Annotated in this window: 19 protein-coding genes, 9 tRNA genes and 1 riboswitch; of the genes, 11 read left to right on the forward strand and 17 right to left on the reverse strand. The window is 69.8% G+C overall.

Features of this window, described 5'->3' with window-relative positions:
• Nucleotides 1-89 precede the first annotated feature (89 nt).
• Nucleotides 90-908, forward strand: a complete 819-nt coding sequence (locus ACOJUJ_RS02660) for a DUF6597 domain-containing transcriptional factor (RefSeq protein ID WP_420125299.1) — start codon at nt 90-92, stop codon at nt 906-908.
• 533 nt (nt 909-1,441) lie between these two features.
• Complete coding sequence (locus ACOJUJ_RS02665; RefSeq protein WP_420125356.1) at nt 1,442-1,831, forward strand: VOC family protein; 390 nt, start codon at nt 1,442-1,444, stop codon at nt 1,829-1,831.
• Nucleotides 1,832-2,111: 280 nt separating this feature from the next.
• On the opposite strand, the gene ACOJUJ_RS02670 is transcribed toward ACOJUJ_RS02665, so the two are convergent.
• The 11 genes from ACOJUJ_RS02670 to ACOJUJ_RS02720 form a co-directional block, all read right to left on the reverse strand.
• Nucleotides 2,112-2,699 carry an HNH endonuclease gene (locus ACOJUJ_RS02670; RefSeq protein ID WP_420125300.1) on the reverse strand — a complete coding sequence of 196 codons (588 nt, stop codon included), beginning with the start codon at nt 2,697-2,699 and terminating at the stop codon, nt 2,112-2,114.
• Between the two features lie 97 nt (nt 2,700-2,796).
• Nucleotides 2,797-2,872: transfer RNA gene (locus ACOJUJ_RS02675), tRNA-Pro, on the reverse strand.
• Between the two features lie 286 nt (nt 2,873-3,158).
• A tRNA-Asp gene (locus ACOJUJ_RS02680) sits at nt 3,159-3,232 on the reverse strand.
• Nucleotides 3,233-3,277: 45 nt separating this feature from the next.
• Nucleotides 3,278-4,330, reverse strand: coding sequence for an RNA ligase (ATP) (locus ACOJUJ_RS02685; RefSeq protein ID WP_420125301.1), 1,053 nt, complete (start codon nt 4,328-4,330; stop codon nt 3,278-3,280).
• A gap of 43 nt (nt 4,331-4,373) precedes the next feature.
• Nucleotides 4,374-4,461 (reverse strand) — tRNA-Ser (locus ACOJUJ_RS02690).
• A 52-nt stretch (nt 4,462-4,513) separates the two neighbouring features.
• Nucleotides 4,514-4,600: transfer RNA gene (locus ACOJUJ_RS02695), tRNA-Ser, on the reverse strand.
• A gap of 9 nt (nt 4,601-4,609) precedes the next feature.
• Nucleotides 4,610-4,693, reverse strand: a tRNA-Tyr gene (locus ACOJUJ_RS02700).
• Between the two features lie 13 nt (nt 4,694-4,706).
• A tRNA-Cys gene (locus ACOJUJ_RS02705) sits at nt 4,707-4,789 on the reverse strand.
• Nucleotides 4,790-5,143: 354 nt separating this feature from the next.
• Nucleotides 5,144-5,216: transfer RNA gene (locus ACOJUJ_RS02710), tRNA-Trp, on the reverse strand.
• A gap of 22 nt (nt 5,217-5,238) precedes the next feature.
• A tRNA-Arg gene (locus ACOJUJ_RS02715) sits at nt 5,239-5,313 on the reverse strand.
• Between the two features lie 30 nt (nt 5,314-5,343).
• A tRNA-Gly gene (locus tag ACOJUJ_RS02720) sits at nt 5,344-5,417 on the reverse strand.
• A gap of 1,738 nt (nt 5,418-7,155) precedes the next feature.
• Here ACOJUJ_RS02720 and ACOJUJ_RS02725 point away from each other — a divergent pair.
• The 6 genes from ACOJUJ_RS02725 to ACOJUJ_RS02750 all read left to right on the forward strand — a co-directional run bounded on the left by ACOJUJ_RS02725 (nt 7,156) and on the right by ACOJUJ_RS02750 (nt 14,126).
• The gene (locus ACOJUJ_RS02725) at nt 7,156-8,724 is read left to right on the forward strand and encodes an alpha-amylase (RefSeq protein ID WP_420125302.1); all 1,569 of its coding nucleotides are present in this window, start codon (nt 7,156-7,158) and stop codon (nt 8,722-8,724) included.
• A 671-nt stretch (nt 8,725-9,395) separates the two neighbouring features.
• Complete coding sequence (locus ACOJUJ_RS02730) at nt 9,396-10,286, forward strand: hypothetical protein (RefSeq protein ID WP_420125303.1); 891 nt, start codon at nt 9,396-9,398, stop codon at nt 10,284-10,286.
• A 129-nt stretch (nt 10,287-10,415) separates the two neighbouring features.
• Complete coding sequence (locus ACOJUJ_RS02735; protein ID WP_420125304.1) at nt 10,416-10,664, forward strand: hypothetical protein; 249 nt, start codon at nt 10,416-10,418, stop codon at nt 10,662-10,664.
• Nucleotides 10,665-10,694: 30 nt separating this feature from the next.
• Entirely contained in the window at nt 10,695-11,165 is a 471-nt protein-coding gene (locus tag ACOJUJ_RS02740; protein WP_420125305.1) for a hypothetical protein, read from the forward strand.
• A gap of 271 nt (nt 11,166-11,436) precedes the next feature.
• Nucleotides 11,437-12,621 carry a hypothetical protein gene (locus ACOJUJ_RS02745; RefSeq protein ID WP_420125306.1) on the forward strand — a complete coding sequence of 395 codons (1,185 nt, stop codon included), beginning with the start codon at nt 11,437-11,439 and terminating at the stop codon, nt 12,619-12,621.
• Nucleotides 12,618-14,126 carry a hypothetical protein gene (locus ACOJUJ_RS02750; RefSeq protein ID WP_420125307.1) on the forward strand — a complete coding sequence of 503 codons (1,509 nt, stop codon included), beginning with the start codon at nt 12,618-12,620 and terminating at the stop codon, nt 14,124-14,126. Before ACOJUJ_RS02745 ends, ACOJUJ_RS02750 begins: the two co-directional genes overlap by 4 nt.
• A gap of 141 nt (nt 14,127-14,267) precedes the next feature.
• Here the strand turns inward: ACOJUJ_RS02750 and mscL are convergent, their stop codons facing one another.
• Nucleotides 14,268-14,714: a large conductance mechanosensitive channel protein MscL gene (mscL, locus tag ACOJUJ_RS02755; RefSeq protein WP_420125308.1), complete on the reverse strand. Its 447-nt coding sequence runs from the start codon at nt 14,712-14,714 to the stop codon at nt 14,268-14,270.
• Between the two features lie 89 nt (nt 14,715-14,803).
• On the opposite strand from mscL, the gene ACOJUJ_RS02760 reads away from it, so the two are divergent.
• Nucleotides 14,804-15,193, forward strand: coding sequence for a hypothetical protein (locus tag ACOJUJ_RS02760; protein WP_420125309.1), 390 nt, complete (start codon nt 14,804-14,806; stop codon nt 15,191-15,193).
• Between the two features lie 362 nt (nt 15,194-15,555).
• Complete coding sequence (locus ACOJUJ_RS02765) at nt 15,556-16,473, forward strand: hypothetical protein (protein ID WP_420125310.1); 918 nt, start codon at nt 15,556-15,558, stop codon at nt 16,471-16,473.
• Nucleotides 16,474-17,469: 996 nt separating this feature from the next.
• Here the strand turns inward: ACOJUJ_RS02765 and ACOJUJ_RS02770 are convergent.
• The 5 genes from ACOJUJ_RS02770 to ACOJUJ_RS02790 form a co-directional block, all read right to left on the reverse strand.
• Nucleotides 17,470-18,537: a hypothetical protein gene (locus ACOJUJ_RS02770; RefSeq protein ID WP_420125311.1), complete on the reverse strand. Its 1,068-nt coding sequence runs from the start codon at nt 18,535-18,537 to the stop codon at nt 17,470-17,472.
• 5 nt (nt 18,538-18,542) lie between these two features.
• Entirely contained in the window at nt 18,543-20,720 is a 2,178-nt protein-coding gene (locus ACOJUJ_RS02775; RefSeq protein WP_420125312.1) for a TonB-dependent receptor, read from the reverse strand.
• Between the two features lie 613 nt (nt 20,721-21,333).
• The gene (locus ACOJUJ_RS02780; RefSeq protein ID WP_420125313.1) at nt 21,334-22,176 is read right to left on the reverse strand and encodes an ABC transporter ATP-binding protein; all 843 of its coding nucleotides are present in this window, start codon (nt 22,174-22,176) and stop codon (nt 21,334-21,336) included.
• A complete protein-coding gene (locus ACOJUJ_RS02785; protein ID WP_420125314.1) occupies nt 22,173-23,156 on the reverse strand; it encodes a FecCD family ABC transporter permease in 984 nt (327 codons plus the stop codon). The genes ACOJUJ_RS02780 and ACOJUJ_RS02785 overlap by 4 nt, the downstream gene beginning before the upstream one ends.
• Complete coding sequence (locus tag ACOJUJ_RS02790; protein ID WP_420125315.1) at nt 23,153-24,097, reverse strand: ABC transporter substrate-binding protein; 945 nt, start codon at nt 24,095-24,097, stop codon at nt 23,153-23,155. Before ACOJUJ_RS02790 ends, ACOJUJ_RS02785 begins: the two co-directional genes overlap by 4 nt.
• A gap of 150 nt (nt 24,098-24,247) precedes the next feature.
• Nucleotides 24,248-24,382, reverse strand: a riboswitch (cobalamin riboswitch).
• 503 nt (nt 24,383-24,885) lie between these two features.
• Here ACOJUJ_RS02790 and ACOJUJ_RS02795 point away from each other — a divergent pair.
• Nucleotides 24,886-25,344: a YaiI/YqxD family protein gene (locus ACOJUJ_RS02795; RefSeq protein ID WP_420125316.1), complete on the forward strand. Its 459-nt coding sequence runs from the start codon at nt 24,886-24,888 to the stop codon at nt 25,342-25,344.
• The last annotated feature ends 87 nt before the right edge of the window (nt 25,345-25,431 follow it).

The raw sequence follows: 25,431 nt of genomic DNA on the forward strand, positions 1-25,431 counted from the left end.
GCGCATCATCCACCGTTGCCATGCGCGCGCGGCGGATGAAAGTTGGATGGATGCACAGCCGCACATCCACCGAGCCCGCGCCGTAGCCGATGCCCCCCGCCGCCCCGGCACCGGAAGCCGCGCGCCCGGCGTCTTCGTACCGCGAGGACGCGCCGCCGCCCGCGCTGCGCGAGTCGCTGGTTTGCCTGTGGAGCCACGAATCGGCGGCGGACGGCGCGGAGATCGTGCAGCCGGTGCTGCCGGACGCCTGCGTCGACATCCTGTGGATCAACGATGCCGATCCCGTCGTCGCGGGGCCGGCGACGCGCGCCCTGGTCGCCCGCGTGGCGCCAGGGACGAAGGTCGTCGGCGCGCGCTTTCGGCCGGGGTGGTGCGCGGGGGTGCTGGGGGTGGACGCCAGCGAGCTGCGCGACCTGCACGTGCCGCTGCGCGACGTGGCGCCGGCGCTCGCGCGGAGTTTTTCCAGCGCGGTGGCGGACCGTGGCCCGTTAGTAGACAAAGTGGCCGAAGCCCGGTTGTTGCTGGCGCGCCACCTGGCCGATGCGCCGCCGCCGGACGCGACCGTGCGGGGCACCGTCCGCTGGCTGGCGGCGCACCCGCACGGCCGCGTCCACGAGCTGGGGCGCGCGCTATACGTGAGCCCCCGGCAACTGCAGCGGCGCCTGCTGGCCGCCGCCGGTTACACCCCCAAGACGCTGCACCGCATCCTGCGCTTTCAGCGGCTGCTGGCCCTGGCGGGTGCGGCGGGGGCGGGCGCGTCGCTCTCGTCGCTGGCGCTGCGCGCGGGGTACGCGGACCAGGCGCACATGACGCGCGAGTTGCGCGACCTGGCCGGCAGCACCCCGGCCGCGCTCCTGGCCCGCGCCGGATCCGCGCTGGACATGGCGGATTTCTTCGACGTCCGCTGATCCGCCAGCCCCCCTCGGATGTCCGATTTGTTCAATACGGCGGATGCACGCCGCCTTACCTTGAGGGCTCGCGCAACGGGTCACGCCGGAGAAAAGGGCAGGGGATGAGCGACGTACGAATCCTGGACGTAAGCATCGGCGCCGCGCCGGAGCGCGTGTACGCGTTTGTCGCGGAACCGCGCAACCTGCCGCATTGGGCGCCCAACTTTGGCCACGCCATCACGCCGCAGGGCGACCACTGGGTGATGCACACGGCCGAGGGACCCGTCCCCGTCCGGTTTGCCCCGCCCAACGCGCTGGGCGTGCTGGACCACTGGGTGCGGCTCCCCGCCGGTGAGCTTCACAACCCCATGCGCGTGGTGCCCGGCCGCACCGGCAGCGTGCTGACGTTCACTCTCTTTCGCCAGGACGGGTGGACGGACGCGCAGTTCGATGATGACGCCGCCCTTGTCTCCGCCGACCTGGCGAGGCTCAAGGCGATGATCGAATCCGATGAATCGCATTCCACGACGATGGATGGAGGAACACCGAAGATGAGTCCCAGACTGGACGCGATCGGAATCGTGGTGCAGGACATGGCGCGCGCGCTGGCATTCTACCGCGAATTGGGATTGGAGGTCGCCCCCGGCGCGGAGAACGAGCCGCACGTAGAGGCCACGCTGCCCAGCGGGTTGCGGGTGATGTGGGACACCATCGAGGTCGTCCGCACGATCGACCCCAACTGGCAGCCGCCCACCGGCCACCGCATGGGCCTGGCGTTCCTGTGCGACACCCCCGCGGAGGTGGATTCCACCTACGAGCGGCTGACGTCCCTGGGCTACCAGGGCTTCAAGCCGCCGTGGGACGCCTTCTGGGGCCAGCGGTACGCGGTGGTGCACGATCCCGACGAGAACAGCATCGACCTGTTCGCGCCGCTTGGGTGAACGGGTGAGCGGGTGAGCGGGTGAGCGGGTGAGCGGGTGAGCGGGTGAGCGGGTGAGCGGGTGAGCGGGTGAGCGGGTGAGCGGGTGAATCGCGCCTGATCCTTGTCATCCGAAGGAGGCGCCGCGCGATCCTTGTCGCCAGCACCAACCCTTGGAGGGGGAGTGTGCGGCGGGTTCGGTCTGACTCTCGGCGGGCATCCGCCGACTGCGGCGCAAACGACGAAGGGCGCGGAGAGCCGATTGCTCCCCGCGCCCTTCGCCTGTCATCCAACGGCTGCCGTTACAGCGCATCCGCGACATCCGCCCCGAAGAACTGCGTCACGTACTTGCGCTGCAGCGCGGTAAGCCGCCGCACCTTCCACTCCAGGTGGACGAAGTGCGGCTCCGCCGGCACCACCCGCAGCGTCATTCCCGCCTCGTGCGGCAGACGGTCGGCCTTGCGGTTGTTGCAGGTGCTGCACGCCGTCACGCAGTTCTCCCACGTGTTGGCCTCGGCGCGGCGCGCAAAGCGGCTCTGCGGCAGCACGTGGTCGCGCGTAAGGTGCTCGCGGCTACGCAGCGCGTCGCGGTGCCGCCCGCAGTACGCGCAGGTGTAGCCGTCGCGCGCGAACAGGATGGTGTTGGTCACGCCCCGGCGCATGCGCCGGGGCACGTAGACAAACCGCACCAGCCGGATTACCGCCGGAAGCGGCATCTCGCGCCCCGCCGAGCGGATGACGCGCGTGCCGTGCGCCTCCACCAGCTCGGCGCGGCCGTCCAGCACCAGGCGCACGGCGCGCTGCACCGGCAGAATCACCAGCGGCTCGTACGAGGCGTTCAGCGTAAGGCATCCGCTGCGCGGCGCCCGGGGGGTGGTCATGGTCTGCATGGCGGCAGCTCTCCGTTTCTTCCTCCGTGAAAGGGTGGTGCGCGGTCCGGGTGCGGAGCCGCGCGGTTTTCTCGGGTGCGGGTCAAGGAACGGCAAGTCGGGGAAGCTGGATTTGAACCAGCGATCTCCTGCGTCCAAGGCAGGCGGGGTAGGCCGGGCTCCCCCATTCCCCGTTGGGAAAAAAGTGCGTGAGTGCGAAAGTGCGGATGCCCGGCTGTACGTCTTCCGGGGGCACACTGTCATCCTGAGGGAGCGCACGCCCATAACTTTACTAACCACAGAAGCTTGCGCGCGACCGAAGGATCTTTGTCGGGTCGCGCCAGGCCCAGCCTCGGGAGCCGTTCACGGTTCTCAGTAAGCCAGGCAAAATCCCTTGGTCAGCCCCAGCTCTTTACGCGAAAGTCGTTTGCGAACCGGCCTCTCCTTCCGGCAGCCAACTTCACGTTCAGCGTGGTACAACGAGAGCGGCGGGATTCGAACCCGCGACCTCCGGAGAGACAGTCCGGCGCTATGAGCCTCTAAGCTACGCCCCCTCTTGCGGTCCGCCCCGCCGATGGCCGGAGCGGACCGATGACCTGCTAGTGGAACTCCGTCGCCTGTCCCTTGCGGGTCAGGTAGTCGCCCGAGATGGACTTGAGGAGCACCCGTCCCAGGTTGGCATCGACGTCGTACCGCTCCTTGGCGGGGCGCACCACCACGCCCTCGCGGACGTGCCCGGCGTCCAGCACCGTCGTGCCGTCCGTGTGCTCCGCCAGCACCGCGTCCGAGAAAGGGCCCTGGTACAGCACCGGCACCCGCTCCAGCCCTCGCGCCAGCAGCAGCCGGTGCGCGGCGCCATCGTAGTCCTGGTACGCGCCCTTCAGCGCCACGTCGAACCAGCGCAGCCCCAGGCGGCCGTTGACGAACCCGTACTTCAGGTCCTGCACGCCCAGCAGCTCGCCGTATAGCGTGGCCGACGCCGCGCCCGTCGTCTCCAGCAGCGCGCGCAGGTGCCCCGCGATGTCCATCTCCAGGGCCACGCGCCAGTACGCGTTGGCCTCGTCCCGCGCCAGGCACAGGCTGCGCGAGGCGACGAACATCTCCCCGTCACCGCCGGCCGCCATTCCGAACGCCGCGCAGGCGCCGTGCAGCTTCTCGGTGAACACCACCGGCTCGCCCTCGCGCAGCACGCCCGGAAAGTTCTTGATGTTCTCGATGTCGGTGTACCGGTGCATCCACGCCGGCCACGGGATCGCCACGCCGGCCAGGTGCGTGGGGATGGGCTCTTCCCACTTGGTGATCCCCAGCGCCTGGGCCACGTCCACGCCCGGCGTGTGCTCGCCCACCCCGTCCAGCGCGCGAAGGACGTGCATCGGCATCAGCAGCCCCTGCGACAGCTCGCCGCGCAGGCGGATGGCTTTTACGCGGTTGTGCTCCTTGCCGGCCAGCTTGCCCGTGAGCTCCATCGCCGCCAGCACGGGCTCCGGGAGCACCGCGTCTTCGGGGATGTAGACCACGGCGTCGCCCGCCGCGTGGACGCCCTTTGCGGCGACCGCCTTCCAGCCGCGGATGCGCACCAGCTCCAGCCGGTCGGCGTTGGGGTGGGGCAGCACCTCGTCGATGCGCGTGACCTCCACGCGAAACGTGCTCATGACTCTCCTTTCTTATGCTTGATGAATGATGATGTCCGAGAAGCGGAGAGGGTGGGACTTGAACCCACGAAGCGCATCACGGCGCCTACGGTTTAGCAAACCGCTGCCCATGCCCACAGGCGGACCCCTCCAGTTACTTTGCACGCACGCACGCACGCACGCACGCACGCACGCACTTGCAAGAGGAAGCGGCGAGACTCGAACTCGCAACGCGCTTGCGGCGCGATACCGGTTTTCGGGACCGGCTCCTCATCCAGCCGGATCGCTTCCATCATCCAATGCGGAGAGAGGGACTCGAACCCCCAGAGCCTGATGGCACCCGGTCTACAGCCGGGCCCGCTACCAGTTACGGTTTACCTCCGCGTCGTCCATCCAGAGCAGGGGGCGGGATTCGAACCCGCGAAGGCTTTCGCCACCGGTTCTGCAGACCGGCCCCTTCGGCCGCTCGGGAACCCCTGCTTCACCCATCCGCACGCCCGTTCTTATCTGAATCCGGCAACGTCGCTGATTTGCTGAAGGAGCGCCGCGCGAAACCGGGCCGCCTGCACCACCACCCGGCGCCATTCAGAGATCTCGTCTGCCTGACCGAGAAGCCTGAACGGCTCTCAAGGCTGGGTTTCGCGCGACCCGACAAAGATCCTTCGGTCGCGCGCAAGCTTGTGTGATCCTGAAAGTTACGGGGGTGCGCTCCCTCAGGATGACAGCGCGCCCCCGCCGCGCGAGACCTCGCCATCTGCACGGCGCCACGATTCGCCGTATAGTCTCCGCCGTGGTGCGGCGCCTCCCTCGCCAGCCGCTGGGACGACGTATCAGCACGCCCGGGAGGAATCGAACCCCCGACATCCGGTGTTGGAATCCGGCGCTCTGCCAGCTGAGCTACAGGCGTATTTGCATCACGAACACTTCAGTGCGCCCGGAGGGATTCGAACCCCCGGCCTCCGGATCCGGAATCCGGCGCTCTGCTCCGGCTGAGCTACGGGCACGCACATCGATCGGCATCTCACCCTCTTTCAAGCACCTGGGGGGATTTGAACCCCCGGCCTCCGGACTGGCGGTCCGGCGCTCCGGCCAGCTGAGCTACAGGTGCATCCATCGTTTGCTGCGCAGCCGCGGGGTCCCCGCACGGGGCGGAGAAGACGCACGGCACCGGGAGTCGCGTTCGCCAACGCCGGGCGCTGCTCGCCCCGGCGGGTCCCCACGCGGACTGCGCTGTTCCTTGACCCACACCCGAGTTGTCAAACAGGATCCTGCACGGCAACGGAAAGGCGCCCTGCCTCACCCGGTGCATCGGGGAGGCAGGGCGCCTTGCTGCCGGCGCCTGCGCCGGGCGGGGCTGAAAAAGCCCTACACCGGAGCACCTCCCATGGAGTTTCCGTAATCCCCACTATCGTTCCGCCGTTCGCCGCACGGATACGCCGAACCCGGCTCCAGACCTCGCCACGAGGCCCGCAGGCCCGTCATGCCGGCACACGACGGCACCACGCCTCGCTTGCTTTGCGTGGGCGCCTGTACGGGCTGCCGGGTGGCGAAGGAATGGACGTGCATCGTGGTGCTCGGTCGTTACGTGTGCGTGCCCCGGAGGGCAGAAAACAAAAAAGGAGCCGCGATCCTCGTGGCCTTCTTGCGAAGACCTGGCGGGCCCCGGACCTGTGCGGTCCGCGATGGCTGCCGTGAGGGACGCGACTCCCGATGCCGCCAGTCTAATCTAGCCCCCACGACCTTGTCAAGGCCCTCGTGCGGCCAGCCTCGACCCCGTCCATGCCAGCGCCGAGGGACGAAGCGCCGCCGCGCTCTGCTGGAGGCCCAGCGCCGTGAGGGGTGAACGGGTGAACGGGTGAACGGGTGAACGGGTGAACGGGTGAACGGGTGAACGGGTGAACGGGTGAACGGGTGAACGAGCCGTCCGGTCGGGTGCAATCCGGGCCGGCGGGCACGCTGAAACCGATCGGCTCGCATGCAACTCCGTCACGCTGGGGTGGGGGTGCCTGTCATTATGGGGAGGGGATGGACGTCTTCTGTGTCGAAGGCCGTCTTCAGCGTGTCTCAGGAGAGCTCCCCGACGGGCAGGGCAGGGTATCAGCGCCGCGAAATGCGCCCAACCGGCGCCCGGCGGTGCCCCTCCCCCGGCCCCTCCCCGCTCGTTCCTCGCGGAGAGGGGAGAAGTCGATCCCGCTACGACTGGTGCCGCCGCAAGATGGCCACGGCGGCGGCAACGCGCGGAGGGATGTAGCGCGGCAGGGGGCCATCCGCGTTTTTTGAGAGAGGGCGTCGATCACGCCCGGAGTCGTGCGCGGCGACCTGCATCACACTGGGCACGACGGGGTGCCCCTCCCCCCGGCCCCCTCCCCGCTCGTTCCTCGCGGAGAGGGGAGAAGTCGATCCCGCTACGACCGGGTGCCGGCGCGAGATGGCCACGGCGGCGGCAACGCGCGGAGGGATGTATCGCGGCAGGGGGCCATCCGCATTTTCGGGGAGAGACGATCCCTCTCCGGAGCGGCGCGGAAACCGGTCCCTCGCGACACCTGATGCGCGTCTGTTGCGGGCGCTCGGCACGCGCGGTAGATCGAGGTGTGCGCCGCGACGCCCAACGCAGGGGGGGCCGCCGGGTGTCCGAGGCTCGGCCGGCTGCCGGATGACGCGGGCAAGTACGCGCGTCAAGCCGGGTGCAGCGCGCGTGGTGAGCGGCGTGTGCTCCGGAAGACACGGAGAAACACACCGCGTGGGCTGCGTTGCGGCGGCTCGGCGGCGGAGCTGGTGGGCCTGGCCCGCATTCGGCGGGGGTGGTGGGATGCGGGGCACTGAAACGAGTTACAGGTGATGCAGGGATGATCTCTCGCGTTCGTACCGGCGCGGCCGGCCTGATGATGCTCGCGCTGTCGCTGGCCGGCTGCGGCGGCGACGGGGGGCCGGTCGAGCCGCCCATCGTCAATCCGCCGGAGCAGCGCCCCACGCTTCCGCCGGACTACCGCGCCAGCGGCCACGCGGCCGCGGGCGACGTGTTCGTGCACCTGTTTGAGTGGAAGTGGCCGGACGTCGCGGAGGAATGCGAGAACGTGCTGGGGCCGGCGGGCTACGCGGCCGTGCAGGTGTCGCCGCCGCAGGAGCACCTGGTGCAGCAGGGAGCGCCGTGGTGGCAGCGCTATCAGCCGGTAAGCTACTCGGTGGCGCTTAGCCGCAGCGGCACGGGCGTGGAGTTCAGCAGCATGATCAGCCGGTGCAAGGCCGCCGGGGTAGACGTGTACGTGGACGCCGTCATCAACCACATGACGGGCGGGGCGGGGGTGGGGAACAACGGCACCGCCTACACCAAGTACAACTACCCCGGCCTGTACACGGCGGCGGACTTTCACCCCCCGTGCGCGGTGGGCGACTACACCAGCGCCGCCAACGTGCAGGACTGCGAGCTGCTGGGGCTGGCGGACCTTAACACCGGCGCCGCCGGCGTGCAGCAGAAGATCGCGGACTACCTGATCTCGCTGGCGCGGCTGGGGGTGGCGGGCTTTCGCATCGACGCCGCCAAGCACATTCAGCCGGTAGAGCTTGACGCCATCGTGGACCGGGTGAACCAGACGCTAGCGGTGGAGGGGCGCCCGATCCCGTACTGGTTCGCCGAGGTGATCGACAACGGCGGCGAGGGCGTGCGGCGCGAGCACTACTACGGCCTGGGATACGGCACCGGCGGCGCGGCGGACGTCACCGAGTTTCGCTACAAGGGCGTGGGCGACAAGTTTCTGGGCATCAGCGGGCAGCGGCTGGTGGACCTGAGGAACTTCTCGGCGGCGACGTGGAACCTGATGCCGTCGGACAAGGCCGTCGTCTTTCTGGAGAACCACGACACGCAGCGCAACGGCGGCATTGGCTACCGTGACGGCACCACGTTCCGGCTGGCCAACGTGTGGATGCTGGCGCAGCCGTACGGCTACCCGTCGGTGATGTCCAGCTACGCCTTTGACCGCAGCTCTCCGTTTGGCCGCGACGCCGGCCCTCCCACCGACGACAACGCGACCAAGGACGTGGTGTGCGCGCCCACGCTTGAAACGGCGGTGCTGGGAACGTGGGTGTGCGAGCACCGCGACCCCATCATCCTGCGGATGGTGGAGTTTCGCCGCGCCATGGTGGGCACGGACGTGAGCCGCTGGTGGGACAACGGCGGCAACGCCATTGCCTTTTCGCGCGGTGACCGGGGCTTTGTCGCCATCAGCCGCGAGCCGCAGAGGACCACGGCTGCGGTGCAAACCGGCATGTCGCCCGGCACCTACTGCGACATTCTCACTGGCGGCAAGGTGGGCGACGCCTGCGCCGGAACCAGCGTCACGGTCAATTCCCAGGGCGTGGTGCAGCTCAGCATCGTCGAGAACTCGGCGCTGGTGATCCACCTCGGAGCCAGGCTGTGACGTAACCCGCGCAGGCCCCCTCCGGGCCGGTATTACCGTCCCACCTCCCCGAAACTGCCGGGGGAGGTTGATGCTGGGCAGCGACGGTGTTTGGATGGTGGGCCGCTCCCCTCCCACTAACTGCGCGACTTCGGGCGAGGAGGTGGCGGCGGGGAGTGCAGGGCGCTTCGACTGACCCTCGGAAACAGGAATGAAGTTCTCCCCTCTCCGTGAGGAACGAACGGGGCGGGGCCGGGGGCGGGGCCGGGGGAGGGGCACCGTCCAGCGCCAGTTCGAAGATAATTGGTGAGAAATTTACCTTCTGCTGCTCGTAGCTGCCTAATGGCGGGAAGCAGGCAGGCCGGCACCGGAAGCCTTGCAGCGGCTTTCCTTGCGGCAGTCCTCCCGCTTCCATCAAGATCCAGTTGGGGGCATTTCCTGCCACGAGCTCCGACTGCAAACGTTGACGGTAAAGCTGAAACTACATATGTTTATCGGTCATCCCCGCTCTCTGTCCTACTGCTCGCATCCCCGTGGTTCAAATACGCATGCGTGTGCTGTCTCATCTCGCTCGTTCCGTCACTCCCGCGGCCGTGCTCCTGGTTCTGCTGTCCAGTTGCGACACGGTAAACCCGGTGGACCCCCGTCGCCCGACTGTGGACCCAGTACTCCCTCCGTCGGCCAGCGCTCTGGTGAGCTGGTCCGGGAGTGCGGCACTCGAACTCAGGGGGCTGAACGAGGTTCCCGCATGGCAGGAGACGGGGATCACGATTCCGGCGAAGACCTGGGCCAAGGTGCGCCTGCAGGAGCGGCTGACGCTCTCGCGCAGCCAGGCGTACCGGGACTGGTGCCTCGCGAATAGCGACCCGTTGAGCGACGGCTGCATGCCGCAGCCGTATCAGGGGATCTGGGAGATCAAGCCTGACGGACTTGGGGGGTACCTGGGACTGGTGTGGGGCTGCCGGGCCAGCAACGGCATCGTCACCAGCTACAGCCTGAACATATTTGGAGCCGACTACGCCGAAACGGAGTTCCACCATCCCGACGTATGCCAGGTAGTCTGGCGCAGGCGGCCATACCACCCTTCGGGTTTCGCCAAGCAGAACGGCGCGCCGGCGGACAAGTTCGACGTTTCGGGGAATCAGCAGGTGATCGTAACCCCAATCTGGCTGAAGGTCCGCGCCTCGTCCACCAAGGCCGCAGCAGGGGTGCCGATCACCTTTACCGCAAGCGCCTCCGGCCCATTGACGCCCTTTACCCACGGATCCGGAACCGCGACCATCCTCTGGGCGTTCGGGGAAAGCGCGCCCGCGGGACCCTGGGCATACGGGCAGGGCGCCCTTGCCGCCTGCACCAACCAGATGACGTGCACGATTGTGCCACCCGGTCGGGGTAAGATGTGGGTATACGCCCGGCCGGACCGGGTAGCCATGACCGCAGGCAGTGAACTGGTATGGGAGAACGGGTGCCCACCCGGGACGCCCACTGATCCCATGCTCAGCTCGCCAGCGGTCCAGGAGGGCCTCAGGGATCTATGGAACCGGAGCAATTCAGAGGCCCCTAACGTGGTAGACCGGCATTAATGGGGAGCGTTCATCACGCATGACCCGACGACCGGCGAGTATGGGCTGGAGCGGTGGCCGGAGGGGGAGCACATCCCCTGCCAATTGCACGTGAACCAAGTGGAGGTCCCTCTCAGCGCGGTAGGATGGGTGCATACACACCCCTATGCGACCACGGAACTCCAGCGTGGATGCCAGCAGGCGCATGGCAACGACGTGCGCTACCGCCGGGGGGCACTGGACCCGGACAAGGACACTGCGGGCCGGCTCAACAACGCGCTTCCGGGACAGTTCATCGGCAACAACGGCTACGTGATGGACAAACACGGCATCTTCAAGTTCGGTCCTCGTACCAGGGACAACCGGACCACCGCGGAGTACCCTCGCTGCGGCTACTGAAGCGTACGGGAAACAACAACGAGAGTGAGCATGACCAGAAAGCTGTTCGGATTGTGTATCGCTGCCGCCATGCTGTCGGGGTTCATCGTCTCGGCGGTGAATGCCAGTGCCGCCGACGGCACCGTTGGAAGCTGCCCGCTCGAGCAATCCGGTTCGCGTGACATGGCGATCACGTTTCTTGAGGCACCCGCGTATACACAGGATGCCGCGGCGCTCGGCCTTTCGCCCGCGGACACGCTGGGGCTGCGGCTGCTTGCTGCTCCCGCCGACACAACGGCGTGTGCGCAACTGCAAAGCAGAGTTCAGACAGCCAACCTGGACGGGCCCGCATACCTGAGCTCTTTCTTCCAAGTGGGGGACTACTACATGATCGCCACGGTCATCCATCCAGATTCCAGTAGTCATATCAACCCCGATGGTACGTTTACCTTCCGCCTCAGGAATGCGTACATGGCGGTGGCAGACTCTACGTTCCAGGTCATCGACGCGTACGGCATGTAGGCCGTTCGTGTGGGACGCCACCGGTGGCAGCCGGCTCCAGAAGCTCCGGGGCCGGCTTTTCCGCGCATGGCTTGGCGGTGTCCGCATCTCCCGTTCTTTGCCCCTTTCGGAAAACCGCCGGGGCAGACAAACTTCTGGTCGTGCGTCGCGGCTCCGCCAACCTTTCGGCACGCGCTCCCGTCATACCCGGGAGCCAGGCCACCCCACGCGTTTTCCGCGGGCACTCCGCCCGCATCCTGCGGTAAACCCAGCAGCCCCCCAGACCCCGCTGATGCCCAGCGCATCCACCCTTCACGCCCCCGCCCGTGCGCCCGCGCACGATGAGGCGCGGGCACCGGCCGCGTCCGTGCCGTGGCACGTGCTCGCGGTGCTGTTTGCTTCTACCAGCGTCATCGTGGGCGTGCTGTGGGACATCAGCTGGCACCAGAGCATCGGGCGCGACACGTTCTGGTCGTATCCGCACATGGCCATGTACCTGGGCGGCGTGGTGAGCGGCGTGGCGTGCGGGTGGCACGTGCTGCACACCAGCTTTGCGGGGACGGCGCAGGACAAGGCGGGGGCGGTGAGCTTCTGGAAGTACTTCCACGGCTCGCTGGGCGCGTGGGTGTGCATCTGGGGCGCCATCGCCATGCTGACCTCGGCGCCGTTCGACGACTGGTGGCACAACGCCTACGGGCTGGACGTGAAGATCCTCAGCCCGCCGCACGCGGTGCTGGCGGCGGGGATCCTGGCCATTCAGCTGGGTGCCATGCTGATGGTGCTCTCGCTGCAGAACCGCCACGGCGACGCGCGCGCCTACCGCTGGATGTACGCGTACGCGGCCGGGCTGGTGCTGCTGAACCTGGGGACGATGATCAGCGAATACACCTGGCGCTGGGCCCAGCACGGCATGCAGTTCTACCAGGTGGTGGCCGGCGTCATCCCCATCGTCCTGGTGGCCCCGGCGGTGGCGGGGCGGCTGCGCTGGCCGGCCACGGCGGCCGCCGCCTCGTACACGGGCGTGCTGCTGGCGCTCACCTTCATCCTCCCCCTCTTTCCCGCGGAGCCGCGGCTGGCGCCGGTGCGCTACGCGATCGACCGGATGATGCCGCCGCAGTTTCCGCTGCTGCTCATCGTCCCCGCGCTGGCGCTGGACCTGGCGCTGCGGCGCTGGGGGGATCGCAAGCGGGGATGGATGCTGGCCGGCGTGCTGGGCCTGGCGTTCGTGGCGGCGTTCTTCATTGCCCAGTGGCCGTTCGCCAACGTGCTGAACGGGCTGGCGACGCGGGAGACGATCCTGAGCCAGCACCTGCGCCCGTACATGATCGGCGAGGGGATCCTTTCGCGCGGCGAGTTCTGGAACGCGGCGTCGGGAATGGAGATCGTGCGGGGGCTGGGGATCGCGGCGGTGCTGGCGATCCTTTCCACGCGCGCCGGGCTGGCCTGGGGCGGCTTCATGGCCAAGGTGAAGCGATGAGCGCCGTCCCCTTCCGCCGCCTGGCTCGGCGGCTGGCGGCGACCTTCGGCGCCGTGGCGGCGGTAGCGCTGCTGGCGGCGCACGTGGGGAGCCCCAACGTGTTCTACGAGGGCAACGCGGGCGCGTATCCCGTGCGCGTCGTCGTCCGCCCGCCGGGAGTGATTCCCGGGCTGGCGGAGATCTCCGTCCGCATTCCCAGCGGCGACGTGCGGCGGGTGACGGTGCGGCCCGTCCGCTGGGACCTGGGGACGCAGGGCGCGCCGCGCGCGGACGAGGCGCTGCCGGTGGCCGGCGAGCCGCGGCTATGGAGCGCGGAGCTGTGGTTCATGGACTTTGGCTCGTACAGCGTCCACGTCGCCGTGGAGGGCGCGGCGGGGACCGGCACCGTGATCGTCCCCGTTCCCGCGGTGGCCACGCAGACGCTGGGGATGAAGCGCGGGATGGCGTTCGGCCTGGCCGGGCTGGGCGTCTTCCTCTTCATCGGCGCGCTGACCATCGTGGGCGCGGCGGCGCGGGAGTCGGTGCTGCCGCCGGGCGAGGTGCCGGACGCCCGCCGCCGCCGGACGTCGTGGGTCGCGCGCGCGGTCGCCGTCCCCGTGCTGGCGCTGGCGCTGCTGGGTGGCAGCCGCTGGTGGGACGCGGAGGACCGGGCCTACGCCGATAACCTGTACGCGCCGCCGTCAACGGAGGCGTCCGTCGCCTCGATCGACGGCGCGCGGGTGCTTACGCTGGCGGTGACGGACAGCACGTGGACCCGCTTCAGCCCGCTGATGCCGGACCACGGCAAGCTGATGCACATGTTCCTGGTGCGCGAGCCGGGGATGGACGCCTTTGCCCACGTGCACCCCGTCCGCGCGGACGATCCGCAGCGCTTCCATCTCACGCTGCCGGGCGAGCTTCCCGTCGGGACGTACCGGGTATACGCGGACGTGGTGCACGAGAGCGGATTTCCGCACACGTTCGTGGAGAAGGTGACGGTCCCCGCCGCCCCGTCCGCCGCCGCCGTGGTCGCGGTGGACGCGGACGACTCGTGGCGCGTGGGCGGCGGCGAGGCGGGGACGGCGGCGCGGCTGGACGACGGGTCGACGATGACGTGGGAGCGCGACCCGCGGCTGGCCGCCGGCCGCGAGACCACGCTGCGCTTTCGGGTGACGGACCCGGCCGGGGCGCCCGCCGCGCTGCAGCCGTACATGGGGATGCTGAGCCACGCCGCCGTGTCGCGCGACGACGGCTCGGTGTTCGTGCACCTGCACCCGGCCGGCAGCGTCTCCGCGGTCGCGCAGCAGCTGTTCGCGCAGCGGGAGCGCGGCGACACCACGCGCGCGGCGGACGGCTCGCTGGTGCTGCGCGCGCCGGCGGACCACGCGATGCACGCGGCGGGCGCGCAGCCGGGCGTCGCCTCGTTCCCCTACGAGTTTCCCAAGCCCGGCCGCTATCGCATCTGGGTGCAGGTCAAGCGCGAAGGCCGCGTGCTCACCGGTGCCTTTGACGCGGACGTGCGCTGATCATCCACTGCAAACAGAGGATCGGGTACAGAGGAACAGAGAAAAGCCCAGAGAAACAGAGGACGATGGAGTTCGCCGTCCTCTGTTTCTCTTTGTTCTTCCCTGTTCCTCTGTACCCAATCCTCTTTTGCTTTTGCCAGGTCAGCTCGCGCCGGCCAGCTCGGAGGTGCACGCGGGGCAGCGTACGGCGGCGATGTGGATGCGCGTGCGGCAGAAGGGGCAGTCCTTTTCCGTGGGCTCCGGCGCGGCCACCGCGTCGCGGTCACGCATCCGCGAGTAGGCACGCACCAGCAGAAACACGCCGAACGCCGTGATCAGAAAGGTGATCACGTTGTTGATGAACAGCCCGTAGCTCACGATCGGCGCGCCCGCCTCAACCGCCGCGGCGCGCGAAGGGAAGTCGCCGCGGCCCAGGTTCAGGTAGAACTCCGAAAAATCGACGCCACCCGTAGCCATCCCGATCGGCGGCATCAGGATGTCGTCGACGAACGACTTGACCAGCGTGGCGAACGCGGCGCCGATGATGATGCCGACCGCCAGGTCCATCACGTTCCCGCGGGAGATGAACTTGCGAAACTCACCGATCATGCCGACCATCCCGTATGTGTGAATCTGCCGTGGACGCCCAAGGTATGCGTCATACCCTCCCCCTCCGCAATGAAAATCTCCGCATCGTGATGAGAATCATCCCCCTCGCCATGGTGCTTCTCTCCGCAGCCGGATGCGCGGCCGGCTCGCGGCGGGCGGTGGACCTGCCGCCGCCGTGCGCGCCTGACGTGGCGGCCCGCATCCTGGCGGACAGCACGGCGGCGATCACCCCGCCCATCATCAACACCCTCATCACGCTGCCGGAGAGGGCGCGCGGCGCGCCGCAGGGTGCGTATGGAGTGACCTTCGCCGTCGGCGTGGACGGTGCCGTGGTGCCGGGGACGGTACGCGTCACCGGGCCGGATCACGCCGGATACACGCGGAGCCTCGTCCGCTGGGCAGAGCAGCTGCGGTTCGTCCCCGCCATCGCCGAAGGGTGCGGGATCCAGAAGGAGATCACGATGACGCTCACCCTCTGAATCGCGCCTCTGCTGTCCCTTCCGCGCCCCGGCTGTACCAGCCGCGCCACTGTCCCTGTAGCAGCGGGAAAGGTTCCCGCCTCGTGCATAATCATCCAAACCCCCGGATAAAGGGGGGTTAGACACTTTGCCGGCAGCGACTTGCGATGAATGGAGCGTCCGGCACGCGGGGTGCCCTGTCCCCCCGTGTCCGGCCGCGCAGTTCCGAACCGCGAGCCGGCGCCGGCGGTGCGCCGACCCGATTCAAACCCGGGCCGGCGCTTGTCTTACCCGCCAGGCCTGAACCGGCGCCCGCGCGAACGTGCGGCGGCGGATGGATGATTCCGGTCCCGCAGGACCCGTGACCGTGAGGGTATAGCATGATGAGCACGTTGAGGGAAAAGCCCCGGGCGGCGCGCGCGCCGGACGGGGAGGGATGGATACACCGCCTGGACGCGGAGCTTCGCGCCGGGGCGGCGCTGGAGCAGGCACAGGCGCAGGCGGCGCACAACCAGGCGCAGGCCTCCGCGCTTTCCAGGGCGGCGCGCGCGGAGATGCACTATCGCGCGCTGGGGATGGACGTGGGCGGCATCGCCGCCTTTCACCGCACACTGGCGGGCGAGGACACGGCCGCCCGCATGGCCATGCGCCAGGCCACCGCGCACCCGCCGTCGCCCGCCGCCACAATGGGGCTGGCCGACGACCGCGACTGGATTCCCGGAAGCGACCACCGCCGCTGTCCGCACGCCGTGCGGCTGGAGAACCCGCAGGTGTTTCGCGCCGCCGCGTCGGCGCGGGGAAGCGGCAACGGGTGGTTTGGCAGCGGGGCGGAGCAGGCGTGGCAGACGGAGTTCTGGCACTTTCCCTGGACGCCGCCCGTGTCCGGATGGTACACGTTCCGTCCGGTGGTAACGTTTTCAGGCCTTTGCATCGTGCAGGCGTCGCACGATTTCTGGACGTCCAAACGGGCGTCGGCCTGCATCCGCTTTGCCCTGCACCACTGGCAGGGTGGATGGAAGCAGCCCGGGCGCGCGGACCTGCCGGGCACGGGCGGCGCCGTGTGGGAGCGCGGCGGCGGCAACGTAAACGAGTGCACGCGGATGGAGTGGGAGCACGTGCCGTGCGGCCCCGGCATTCGGGCGGTGCCGTTTGCGCAGGGGGAGCCGGCGATGGTGTCGGTTCAGCTCACCCTGCACGCCTCCGCCCGCGGCGAAGGCTCCTTCGCCGAAGTCAGCGCCGCCGCGGACGGCGGCGCGCTGGCGTGCCGCAGTTTGCTGGGCACGTATACGGCGGGACGGTAGGGTGAACGGGTGAACGGGTGAACGGGTGTGATGGTGTGATGGTGTGATGGTGTGATGGTGTGATGGTGTGATGGTGTGATGGTGTGATGGTGTGATGGTGTGATGGTGTGATGGTGTGATGGTGTGATGGCGCGCAAACGCATGTCATCCTGAGGCCCGGCAGCCGGTGAGCATCCGAATGCACCGCCGGTTGCAGGGCAGAAGGATCTACTCACGGTCTGCTGGAGGGTGGACGCGGCAGCCCGCGTAGATCCCCCGGTTGTCGAGATCTCGGACAAAGCCCGTGTGGGCGATCCGCGGCAAGGCCGGGGGGCGGGAGTGCCCATGTCCGGCTGAGTAGATTTCTCGAGTCGGCGCCACGGTATCCGATAAGGTCGGGTTCCGCGCGGCGCCTCCTTCGAAATCACAGGGCGGTGCGGCGGCTGTATTGGACGGTGGTGGGGAAGGGCGACGCGCGCGAGTCCCTATCGAGCCTGCAGTTGAAGCCCCGCGCTGTTTGCGGGGCTTTCCGCCGTTGTTGCGGCGAGTTTACTCGCTCTCACGCGGCTGGTGTCCGTAACGGCCGCCCCTCGCGCCGCAGTTCGCGCGCAATCGCCCCCGCCAGCGCCGCCGCGCGTACGAGTTCCACCGCGGCCAGCGCCCGTTGAGCAGGTATGCCGCCCGGAGCCGTATCCTCGGAAAAAGCAGTGTGGCCCGGCGGATGATTCTCCGCCGGGCCACACTGTCGTGCATCAGCCGGGAACAGGCTTTGTCGGGCTCAGAACGCGGCCGCGGACTCTGCGCGGGCTGCCGCGTCCGCCTTCGAGCAGGGCAAAAGTAGATCCTTCGGCCCTGCAACCCGTTGCGCGAAGGTAGGTTTTCCGTGGACGGGCCTCAGGATGACAGGCGTCCGTGGTCATGATCCCCGCTCACCCCTTCACCCGCTCACCCCTTCACCCGCTCACCCCTTCACCCGCTCACCCCTTCACCCGTTCACCCGCTCACCCGTTCACCCGCTCAGTCCTCGTCGTCGGCCTCGGGCACGTCGGCGAAGGCGATGCCGAAGGGGCAGATGCCGACCGTCACCGTGCGTTCCAGCGCGCCGTCGCTGGCGTTCAGGCGGTGCACCACGCCGGGGGTCTGGCAGTTGCCCGCGCTGGCCGTGTGCAGCCGGCCCGCGTAGCCAAAGCCCAGCCCCGACACGATCCCCGAACCGGCCGGCTTGATCGGCGCGCTCAGCGGCACGCGGAAGGTGCGCGACTGCGGATCCCACACCACGATGCCGGTGCCGTAGATGCCCACGTACAGGTCACCGCCCGGCGACGCGGCGATGGACGAGGGGAACTCTCCAAAGCCGCTGTGGAACGATTCCTCGGCCATCGTCTGCAGATTCACCACCGAGATCGACCCGTTGTTGCCGCCGAACCTCCCTGAGTTCAGCACGTATAGCCGGTTGCCGATGATGGCGCCTGCCGAGGGGTTGATCCCCGTGAGCTGCACCGTGCGCAGGATGCGCAGCTGCTCGTCCATCACCGTCACCGAACCAGGGCCGGCGGGGGCAAAGTTCACCAGGTTGCCGTTCAGCACGTACACGCGCCCCCCGTCGCTGATAACGGTGGCGGGATAGGTGCCCACGGTGACGTCCGGTCCAGCGGTGCCGCGCAGCACGTTGATGGGCGTCACGCTGTTGCGGCCGGGGTTGGCGACCACGGCGATGCTGTCGTTCACGAAATCGGAGCCCGTGGCGCCGGAGTTGGCCGGCAGCGCCACCCGATGGTCCACCGTGCCCGTGCGCAGGTCCACCACCGCGGCGAACGGGTAGATGCCCAGCGGCACCACCGCGTACGCGCCGCGCGCCGACACGCCGGTGGGCGTCGCCTGCCCGCCAAGTCCGATGGTGCGCACCTGCACGTCGCTGCCGCCGTCCACCGGGATCAGCGAGAGCGACTGTTCTTCGCTGTTCACCGTAAGCACCAGCCGCTCGGCGATCGCGGGTTCGTTGGGGTCACTGTCGCACGCGGTGGCGCCCAGCGGAAGGGCAAGGGCGGCCAGCGCGGCAAGCCGGCGGAAAAAGCGGTTCTGCATGGTGCTTATCTTTCGTTCGATGTGAGGCCCGTGCGCGCCACGCGCACGTCCAGCCGAACCCGGCGCCCGGGCTCGGGAAATCCCTGGATCAGTGAATCCTTCTCGTCCAGCGCGCGGTCCACGTCCACCGCCGCCGTCATCGTCCATCCTCCCACGCGCCAGTCGCGGCCGGCGCGCAGGGCCGTGCTCCAGAATCCATCCAGCGCGTTCACCCGCGCGGCGGCGGGGTAGCGCACGCCGGTGTAGCGCGCGAACGCGTCCACCCGCCACGCGCCGCGCCGCCACTCCGCCCCCGCCGATCCGGTGTGGCGCGGGCGATAGGCCAGCTGAATGCCGCGCACCCCCGGCTCGTCGTACGTCACGCGCGCCATCGACCACGCCCCGCTCAGCCGCAGCCCGGCGCCCGGCAGCCGCACCTCCGCGCGCGTGTCGATCCCCCGGCGCAGCGCGTCCACGTTTCGCGGGCTCCAGCGAAAGCGGAAGTCGGGAAGCCACAGGATCATCCCCCGCACGTCCCCCGTGTACGCCGCCGCGTGCGCCGTCACCTCCGCGTCACCGAAGAAGGTGGATGCGGACGCGCCCAGCTCCCACTCGTTGGGCACGCGCTCCGGCCGAAGGTCGGGGTTCGGCTCCACGCCCACGCCGGCGCGAAAGAACTGGTCGCCCAGCGAGGGCGGGCTGTAGCTGCTGCGGTTGGCCAGGTGGATGCGGACGATGCCCAGCCGCGCCCCCGCCGTCAGCGCGCGGCTCACGTACACGTCCTCCGTCACCCCGTCGCGGTCCGCGCGCCCCTCCGCCGAAAACGTGATCCCCCGCGCCTCCGCGGCCACGTGCGCGAACCCGCCCACGTCCGTCCGACGCCGCGGCGCCGTTTGCGAGAGCGCGCCCGCGTCCACCCGCTGCGTCGACGCTTCGAAACCGCCGCCCCAGCCGCGCAGCCAGCGGGCGAGGGAATAGGGAACAGGGAACAGGGAATCGCGGGCTACGGAATCGCTGGCTTCGGAGGGTGCGATGCGGTCCGCCTCCACGCGCAGCGACGCCTGCTGAACCCGCGTCGTGTCGTCGTACGCCAGGCCGAAGGGCGGCAGCGGGTCCGCGTACCCCACCCGGTGCGCGGCGCCCGACAGCAGCGCCGACACCGCGCCGCGGTCGGACGTCCGTCGCCAGGAGAGCGAGCCGCGGCCGCGCTGCATCTCCTGCCGCGCGCTGGTGGACGGCGTGTGGTCCTGCCCCGGCAGCCCGCGATCCAGCGCGTCCCATCCGCCCCGCACGCGCAACTCGCCCCCCGCCGCGCGCCCGCTCAGCGCCGCGAACCCGCTCCACTCCTCCAGGTCCGCGTTCGCGCGCCGGACGATCGTCGGGTCATCCACCGAGCGCGGATGATCGAAGCGGCCCTCGATCCGCCGCGCCTCCCCGCCCGCCTGCAGAACGACGCCGGAACGGCCCATCCCCCACTCCGCCCGCCCCGCCCGCTCCCGCAGCGTGCCGGCGGAAAGCTCCGCCGCGCGCCGCACCTCCGCCGTTCGCGTCTCGATCAGCACCACGCCGGCGGCAGCGCGCGGGCCGTAGCGGGCGGAGCGGGCGCCGGGGAGCACGGTGACGCGGTCGATGGACTGCGCGGGCACGCCGCTCAGGTCCGCCTCGCCGCTGACGGGGTCGTTCAGCGGAACGCCGTCCACCAGCACCAGCACCGCGTCCGCCGCGCTGCCGCGGATGCTCACCGTCTGCGCGCCCGTAGCGCCCGTGGAGCGGACGACGACGCCGGGAACGCGCTCCAGCACCTCCGCCGCCGTGCGCGCGCCGCCGGACTCGATCTCCTCCCGCGACACCCGCGTGCCGCCCTCCGCCGGCTGCGCGTCCGCCGTCACCCGCACCGCCTGCAGCGCCACGGCGGCGGCCGCGAGCTGTACCTCCAGCCACGCCTCCTCGCCGTTGCGCACCTCCGCCGCCAGCTGCCGCGCCGCGTATCCGCTTCGCGACACGCGGACGCCGTACGTCCCCGGCTCCACGCCGCGAAGGCGAAAGCGGCCGGTGCCGTCGGTCCAGGCGCGCACCCCCAGCTCCGCCACCTCCACCGCCGCGGCTTCCACCGGCGCCGCCGTCCCCGCCTCCACCACCCGCCCCGCGATCTCCCCTGGCCGCTGCGCACAGACCGGATTGGCGAGCAGCAGGCAGGCGATCATCCCCCCGACCGACAGCAGTCCCGTCAGCAGGCGGGAGATGCGGTGCGAGGGCTCGGTACGCGGTGTTTCGGATGGGCCGGCGTCGCGCCCCCTCCGCTCGCTCAGGCTCGCACCTCCCCCAAAAAAGACTGGGGGAGGTTGTTGTAGGGCAGCCTGCGGTGCGCGTCGGCCGGGGTGGAGCGGGATGGTGGGCCGCCCCCCTCCCCGGCCCTCCCCCGCAAACAGCGCGGGGGAGGGAGGTGCGACGCATCTTTCCGAAGCGCGGTTGTGTTCTCCTCTCCCCCCTGCAGATCGGGGGGGAGAGGCCGGGAGAGGGGGGGCGCCGGCGGACGAAGTTCGATGCATGTCGCAGCGTGTGGACATGCGCTCGATTCCATCCGTAGCGCGCTCGAATTCTCCCCTCTCCGTGAGGAACGAACGGGGAGGGGCCGGGGGAGGGGCACCCCGCGGACGCAGCGGGATCACGTTCGTCCCGCCCCAATCTCCGCTATCCTCCCCAACCCCAACCTCCCCCAGGGGTTTTGGGGGGAGGTGCGAGCCTGAGCGAGCAGAGGGGGCGCCGCGCGGAATCAGCCGAATCGCGCCGCCCACCGAATTGCGCACACCACCCTCGTCACGCTGCATCGGCCCGCTCCTCCCCGTGCCTCATCCGCACGCACTGGTCGCCCGCCAGCGGCACCACCTGCGGCGCGCCCGTGTCTGGCCCCGGGCCCGGGTGCGGCACGATCTCCACCGGCCAGCCGTACACGCGTTCCACGTTGTCGCGCGTCAGCACCTGCGCCGGCGTGCCCTCCGCCGCCACGCGTCCCCGGTGCAGCAGCACCAGCCGGTCCGCGTAACGGGCGGCGAGATTCAGGTTGTGCGTCACCAGCAGCACCGTCTTGCCCGCGTGCCCCAGGTCGCGCAGCAGTTCGAAGATCGCCATCTCGTGCGCCACGTCCAGCGCCTGCGTGGGCTCGTCCAGCGCCAGCGTGGGCGCCTCCTGCGCCAGCGCGCGCGCCACCCGCGCCCGCTGCCGCTCCCCGCCGGAGAGCGTGGGCACCGGGCGCGCGGCCAGGTCCCCCACGTCGCAGCGGCGCATCGCCTCCTCCACCGCGCGCCGGTCCGCATCCCCTTCGCGACGCCACGCGCCCAGGTGCGGGTAGCGGCCCATCCCCACCATCTCCCGCACGCGGATGGGAAAGACCGTCTCCTCCCCCTGCGGCACCACGCCGACGGCCTTCGCCAGCGCATCCCGCCCCCACCGCGCCACCGGCTTGCCATCGAACTCCACCGTCCCCGCCGTGGGGGTCAGCGTGCCTAGCAGCAGCCTCAGCAGCGTGGACTTTCCCGATCCGTTGGGGCCCAGCACGGCCGTGGTGGCGCCGGCGGGAATCTCCAGCGACAGGTCCAGCACGGCGGGATGCGTGGATTCCGGATACCGGAACGCCAGCCCGGCGCAGCGCCATCCGCTCATGCGCCCCTCCTGCGCAGGATCCACAGAAAGAACGGCACGCCCACGAACGCCGTCACCACCCCAATCGGCAGTTCCACGGGCGCGGCGACGGTGCGGGCCAGGACGTCCGCCAGCACCAGGAAGGTCGCGCCCAGCAGCACCGAGGCGGGGATCAGAAAGCGGTGGTCCGGCCCCCACAGCATCCGCACCACGTGGGGAATGACCAGGCCCACGAAGCCGATCACCCCGCTCACCGCCACCGACGCCGCCGTGAGCAGCGAGGCGGTGCCGTACGCCGCCAGCTTGGCGCGCTCCGTCCGCACCCCCAGGTACGCCGCCGTCTCTTCGCCGATGGAGAGCAGGTTCAGCGGCCGGGCGAGCGCCATCATCAGCAGCAGCGCGGGGCCGCCCGCCAGCGCCAGCACCCCGATCTCCCGCCACGTGGCGCCGCTGAAGCTGCCCATCATCCAGAAGAGCGCCGCGCGAAAGCTTTCCGCGTCGCTGAAGGTAAGGACCAGGAGGATGCAGGCGTTGAAGAACGCCCCCGCCACCACGCCGGCCAGCAGCAGCACCCGCGTGTCCAGCGTGCGCCCCGCCGAAGCCGCCAGCCGCAGAACGAGGACGATGGAAAGCAGCGCCCCCGCGAACGCCGCCAGCGCCACCGTTCCGCTCGCCGCGCTGGCGCCCAGCACGATCACCGCGACCGCGCCCACCGCCGCGCCGCCGGAGACGCCGAGGACGTACGGCTCCGCCAGCGGGTTGCGCAGCAGCGCCTGAAAGCACGCGCCGCTGGCCGCCAGCGCCCCGCCCACCAGCGCCGCCAGCAGCGAGCGCGGCACCCGCAGCCGCCGCACGATGGCCACCGTCGCGGGATCACCGGCGCCGCGCAGGGCGTCCACCACCTCGCCCGTTCCCAGGCGCACGGCGCCCAGGCGCACGCTCAGCAGCAGCGCGCCCGCCAGCACGGCGGCAAGCAGCAGCAGGCGCGCGAGGGGCTTCATCGCCCCGCCAGCTCGGGATGCAGGGCGTCGCGAAAGCGCCGCGCCGTCTCGCCGATCCCCGGACCCATGCGGTTCACCGCGTCCGCGGGGAGCGCGACCACCCGCCGCGTGCGAAAGGCGTTCAGCTCCCGCCATCCGGGCCGCGTGGAAAGCTCCACCACCCGCGCCTCGCCGCTTTCGCCCACGGGGAGCAGGATCACCTCGGGCTGGCGGCGCACCAGCTCTTCCATCGACACGTACTGCGGCTGTCCCGTCGCGTCGGGGAACGCCGTGCGCCCGCCGGCGATCTCCATCAATTGCACGGTGAACGTGGTCGGCCCCGCCGTCATCAGGGGCTCGTCGCCCACCACGTAAAAGGCGGTGCGGGGCGGGCGGCCGGCGACGGACGCGCGGACGGCCGCCAGCTGCCCGCGCACGGCCGCGGCGACGGAGTCGGCGGAGGCGTCGCGTCCCGTTACGCGGCCCAGCACGCCAAGGGTGCGAAAGATGTCGGTGGTGTCGGTGGTGCGGACGGCCAGAAAGGGGATGCCCATCTCACGCAGCCGGTCGCGCACCGGGTTGGCTCCGGCCGAGTGCCAGCCGATCACCAGGTCCGGCCGCAGCGCCACCAGCCGCTCCAGCGACGGGTCCAGCGCCCCGCCCACCGAGGCGACGGAATCCACCCCCAGCCCCGTGTCGTAATCCGACCGCCCCACGAGCTGCGGCAGCGCGCCGATGGCCACCAGCGTCTCCGTCGCGTTGGGCGCCAGGGAAACGATGCGCCTTGCGGGTGATGCCAGCCGCAGCGTGTCGCCCGCGTCGTCGACGACGGAGATGGGGTTGGATGCGGATGCGTCCGCCCGTGGGCCGGCATCACCGCACGCGGCAAGCGCCAGCAGCGCCGCCAGGGCGGCGGCGCGTGGAACGCGGGGGAGGCGAATGGCGCGGATGCCAGACGACAAAAAGCCCGTCCTTCCGGGGTACGCGGAAGGAACGGGCACGGATGGCGCGGACGGAACACGCGTCTTGAAAGCGTGTTGCCGGCCCGGCATACGATGGCCCCGCTCCCCTCCCGCGAGGGGTTTGCCAAATTGCGGGAGCAGAGGGGCCGCGTCTCCTGGCTCGAGGCGGTCACCGCTCGCCTTCCCGGGCGCGCTGCCCAGTGGCGTGATTGAGCGGGACGGGGCCGGCGATGGGTGCCGGGCCTCTTACAGTGGCGGGGCCGCGCCGGATTTTCACCGGCTTCCGTGAGGCCCTTCTGCTACTATGTCGAGCGCCAAGCTAGCGGCGAGTGCGCGCGATGTAAAGATGCCGCGCTCTCTGCCGAGGGGGCAGGCGTTCGCGCGTCCGGCATCTTCAAAGACATGCCTCACACGGAGTCAACGGAGTTAACGGAGTTTGCTACGAGGGGTTTCCGATGATGCTGCGCGTAACCCCGGAACAGCTTAGCCTCACACAGAGTCACCAGAGTTAGCAGAGTTTGTTCGCGCGTTTCCGCCGAGGGCGATGAGTCGGAGGATACGGCTCGAAAAAACTCTGTTGACTCTGTTAACTCTGTGTGCGGAAATGTTTTGCGGGACTCGAACAAACGCGGGAGATGGAGGAACGGGCACGAGCAAACTCCGTTAACTCCGTTGACTCCGTGTGAGACCAATGCAATCGACCGAGTATGGCGGGGAAGCGGAGGATTCGCGCATCGGGCTGGCATGGATTTACCTTCCCTCGATCAACACCAAGCGGATGGATACGGATGAAGCTGTGGATTGACGCGGACGCAGCGCCGCGTGACGTAAAGGAGATCGTCTACCGCGCGGCGAAGCGGCTACAGATGGAGACTGTGCTGGTGGCCAACCAGCGGCTGCCGGTGCCGCCGGGCAACACGTACGTCTCCGCCATCCGCGTGGAAGGCGGCCCCGACGTGGCCGACCGCTACATCGCCGACAACGCCGCACCCGGAGACGTCGCCGTCACCGCTGACATTCCGCTGGCGGCGGCGCTGGTTGAAAAGCGCGTGTACACCATCGACCCCCGCGGTGAGGAGTACACGCCCGACAACGTGGCCGAGCGACTGTCCGTGCGCGACTTCATGGACGGCCTGCGCGGCTCCGGCGTGGAGACCGGCGGCGCGCGTCCCTACGGCGACCGCGACAAGCAGGCCTTCGCCAACGCGCTGGACCGCGTGCTCACCCGCGCCCTGCGCGCCCGCTGAATCCATCCGCACCGCCGTGCGGCACGTGGCGGACTTTGCCGTGGGACCCCGCGAAGGGCGCGAAGAACTCCCTGTTCTCCGCGCCCT

Source organism: Longimicrobium sp., from assembly GCF_048594345.1.
In the GTDB taxonomy this organism is placed as follows: domain Bacteria; phylum Gemmatimonadota; class Gemmatimonadetes; order Longimicrobiales; family Longimicrobiaceae; genus Longimicrobium.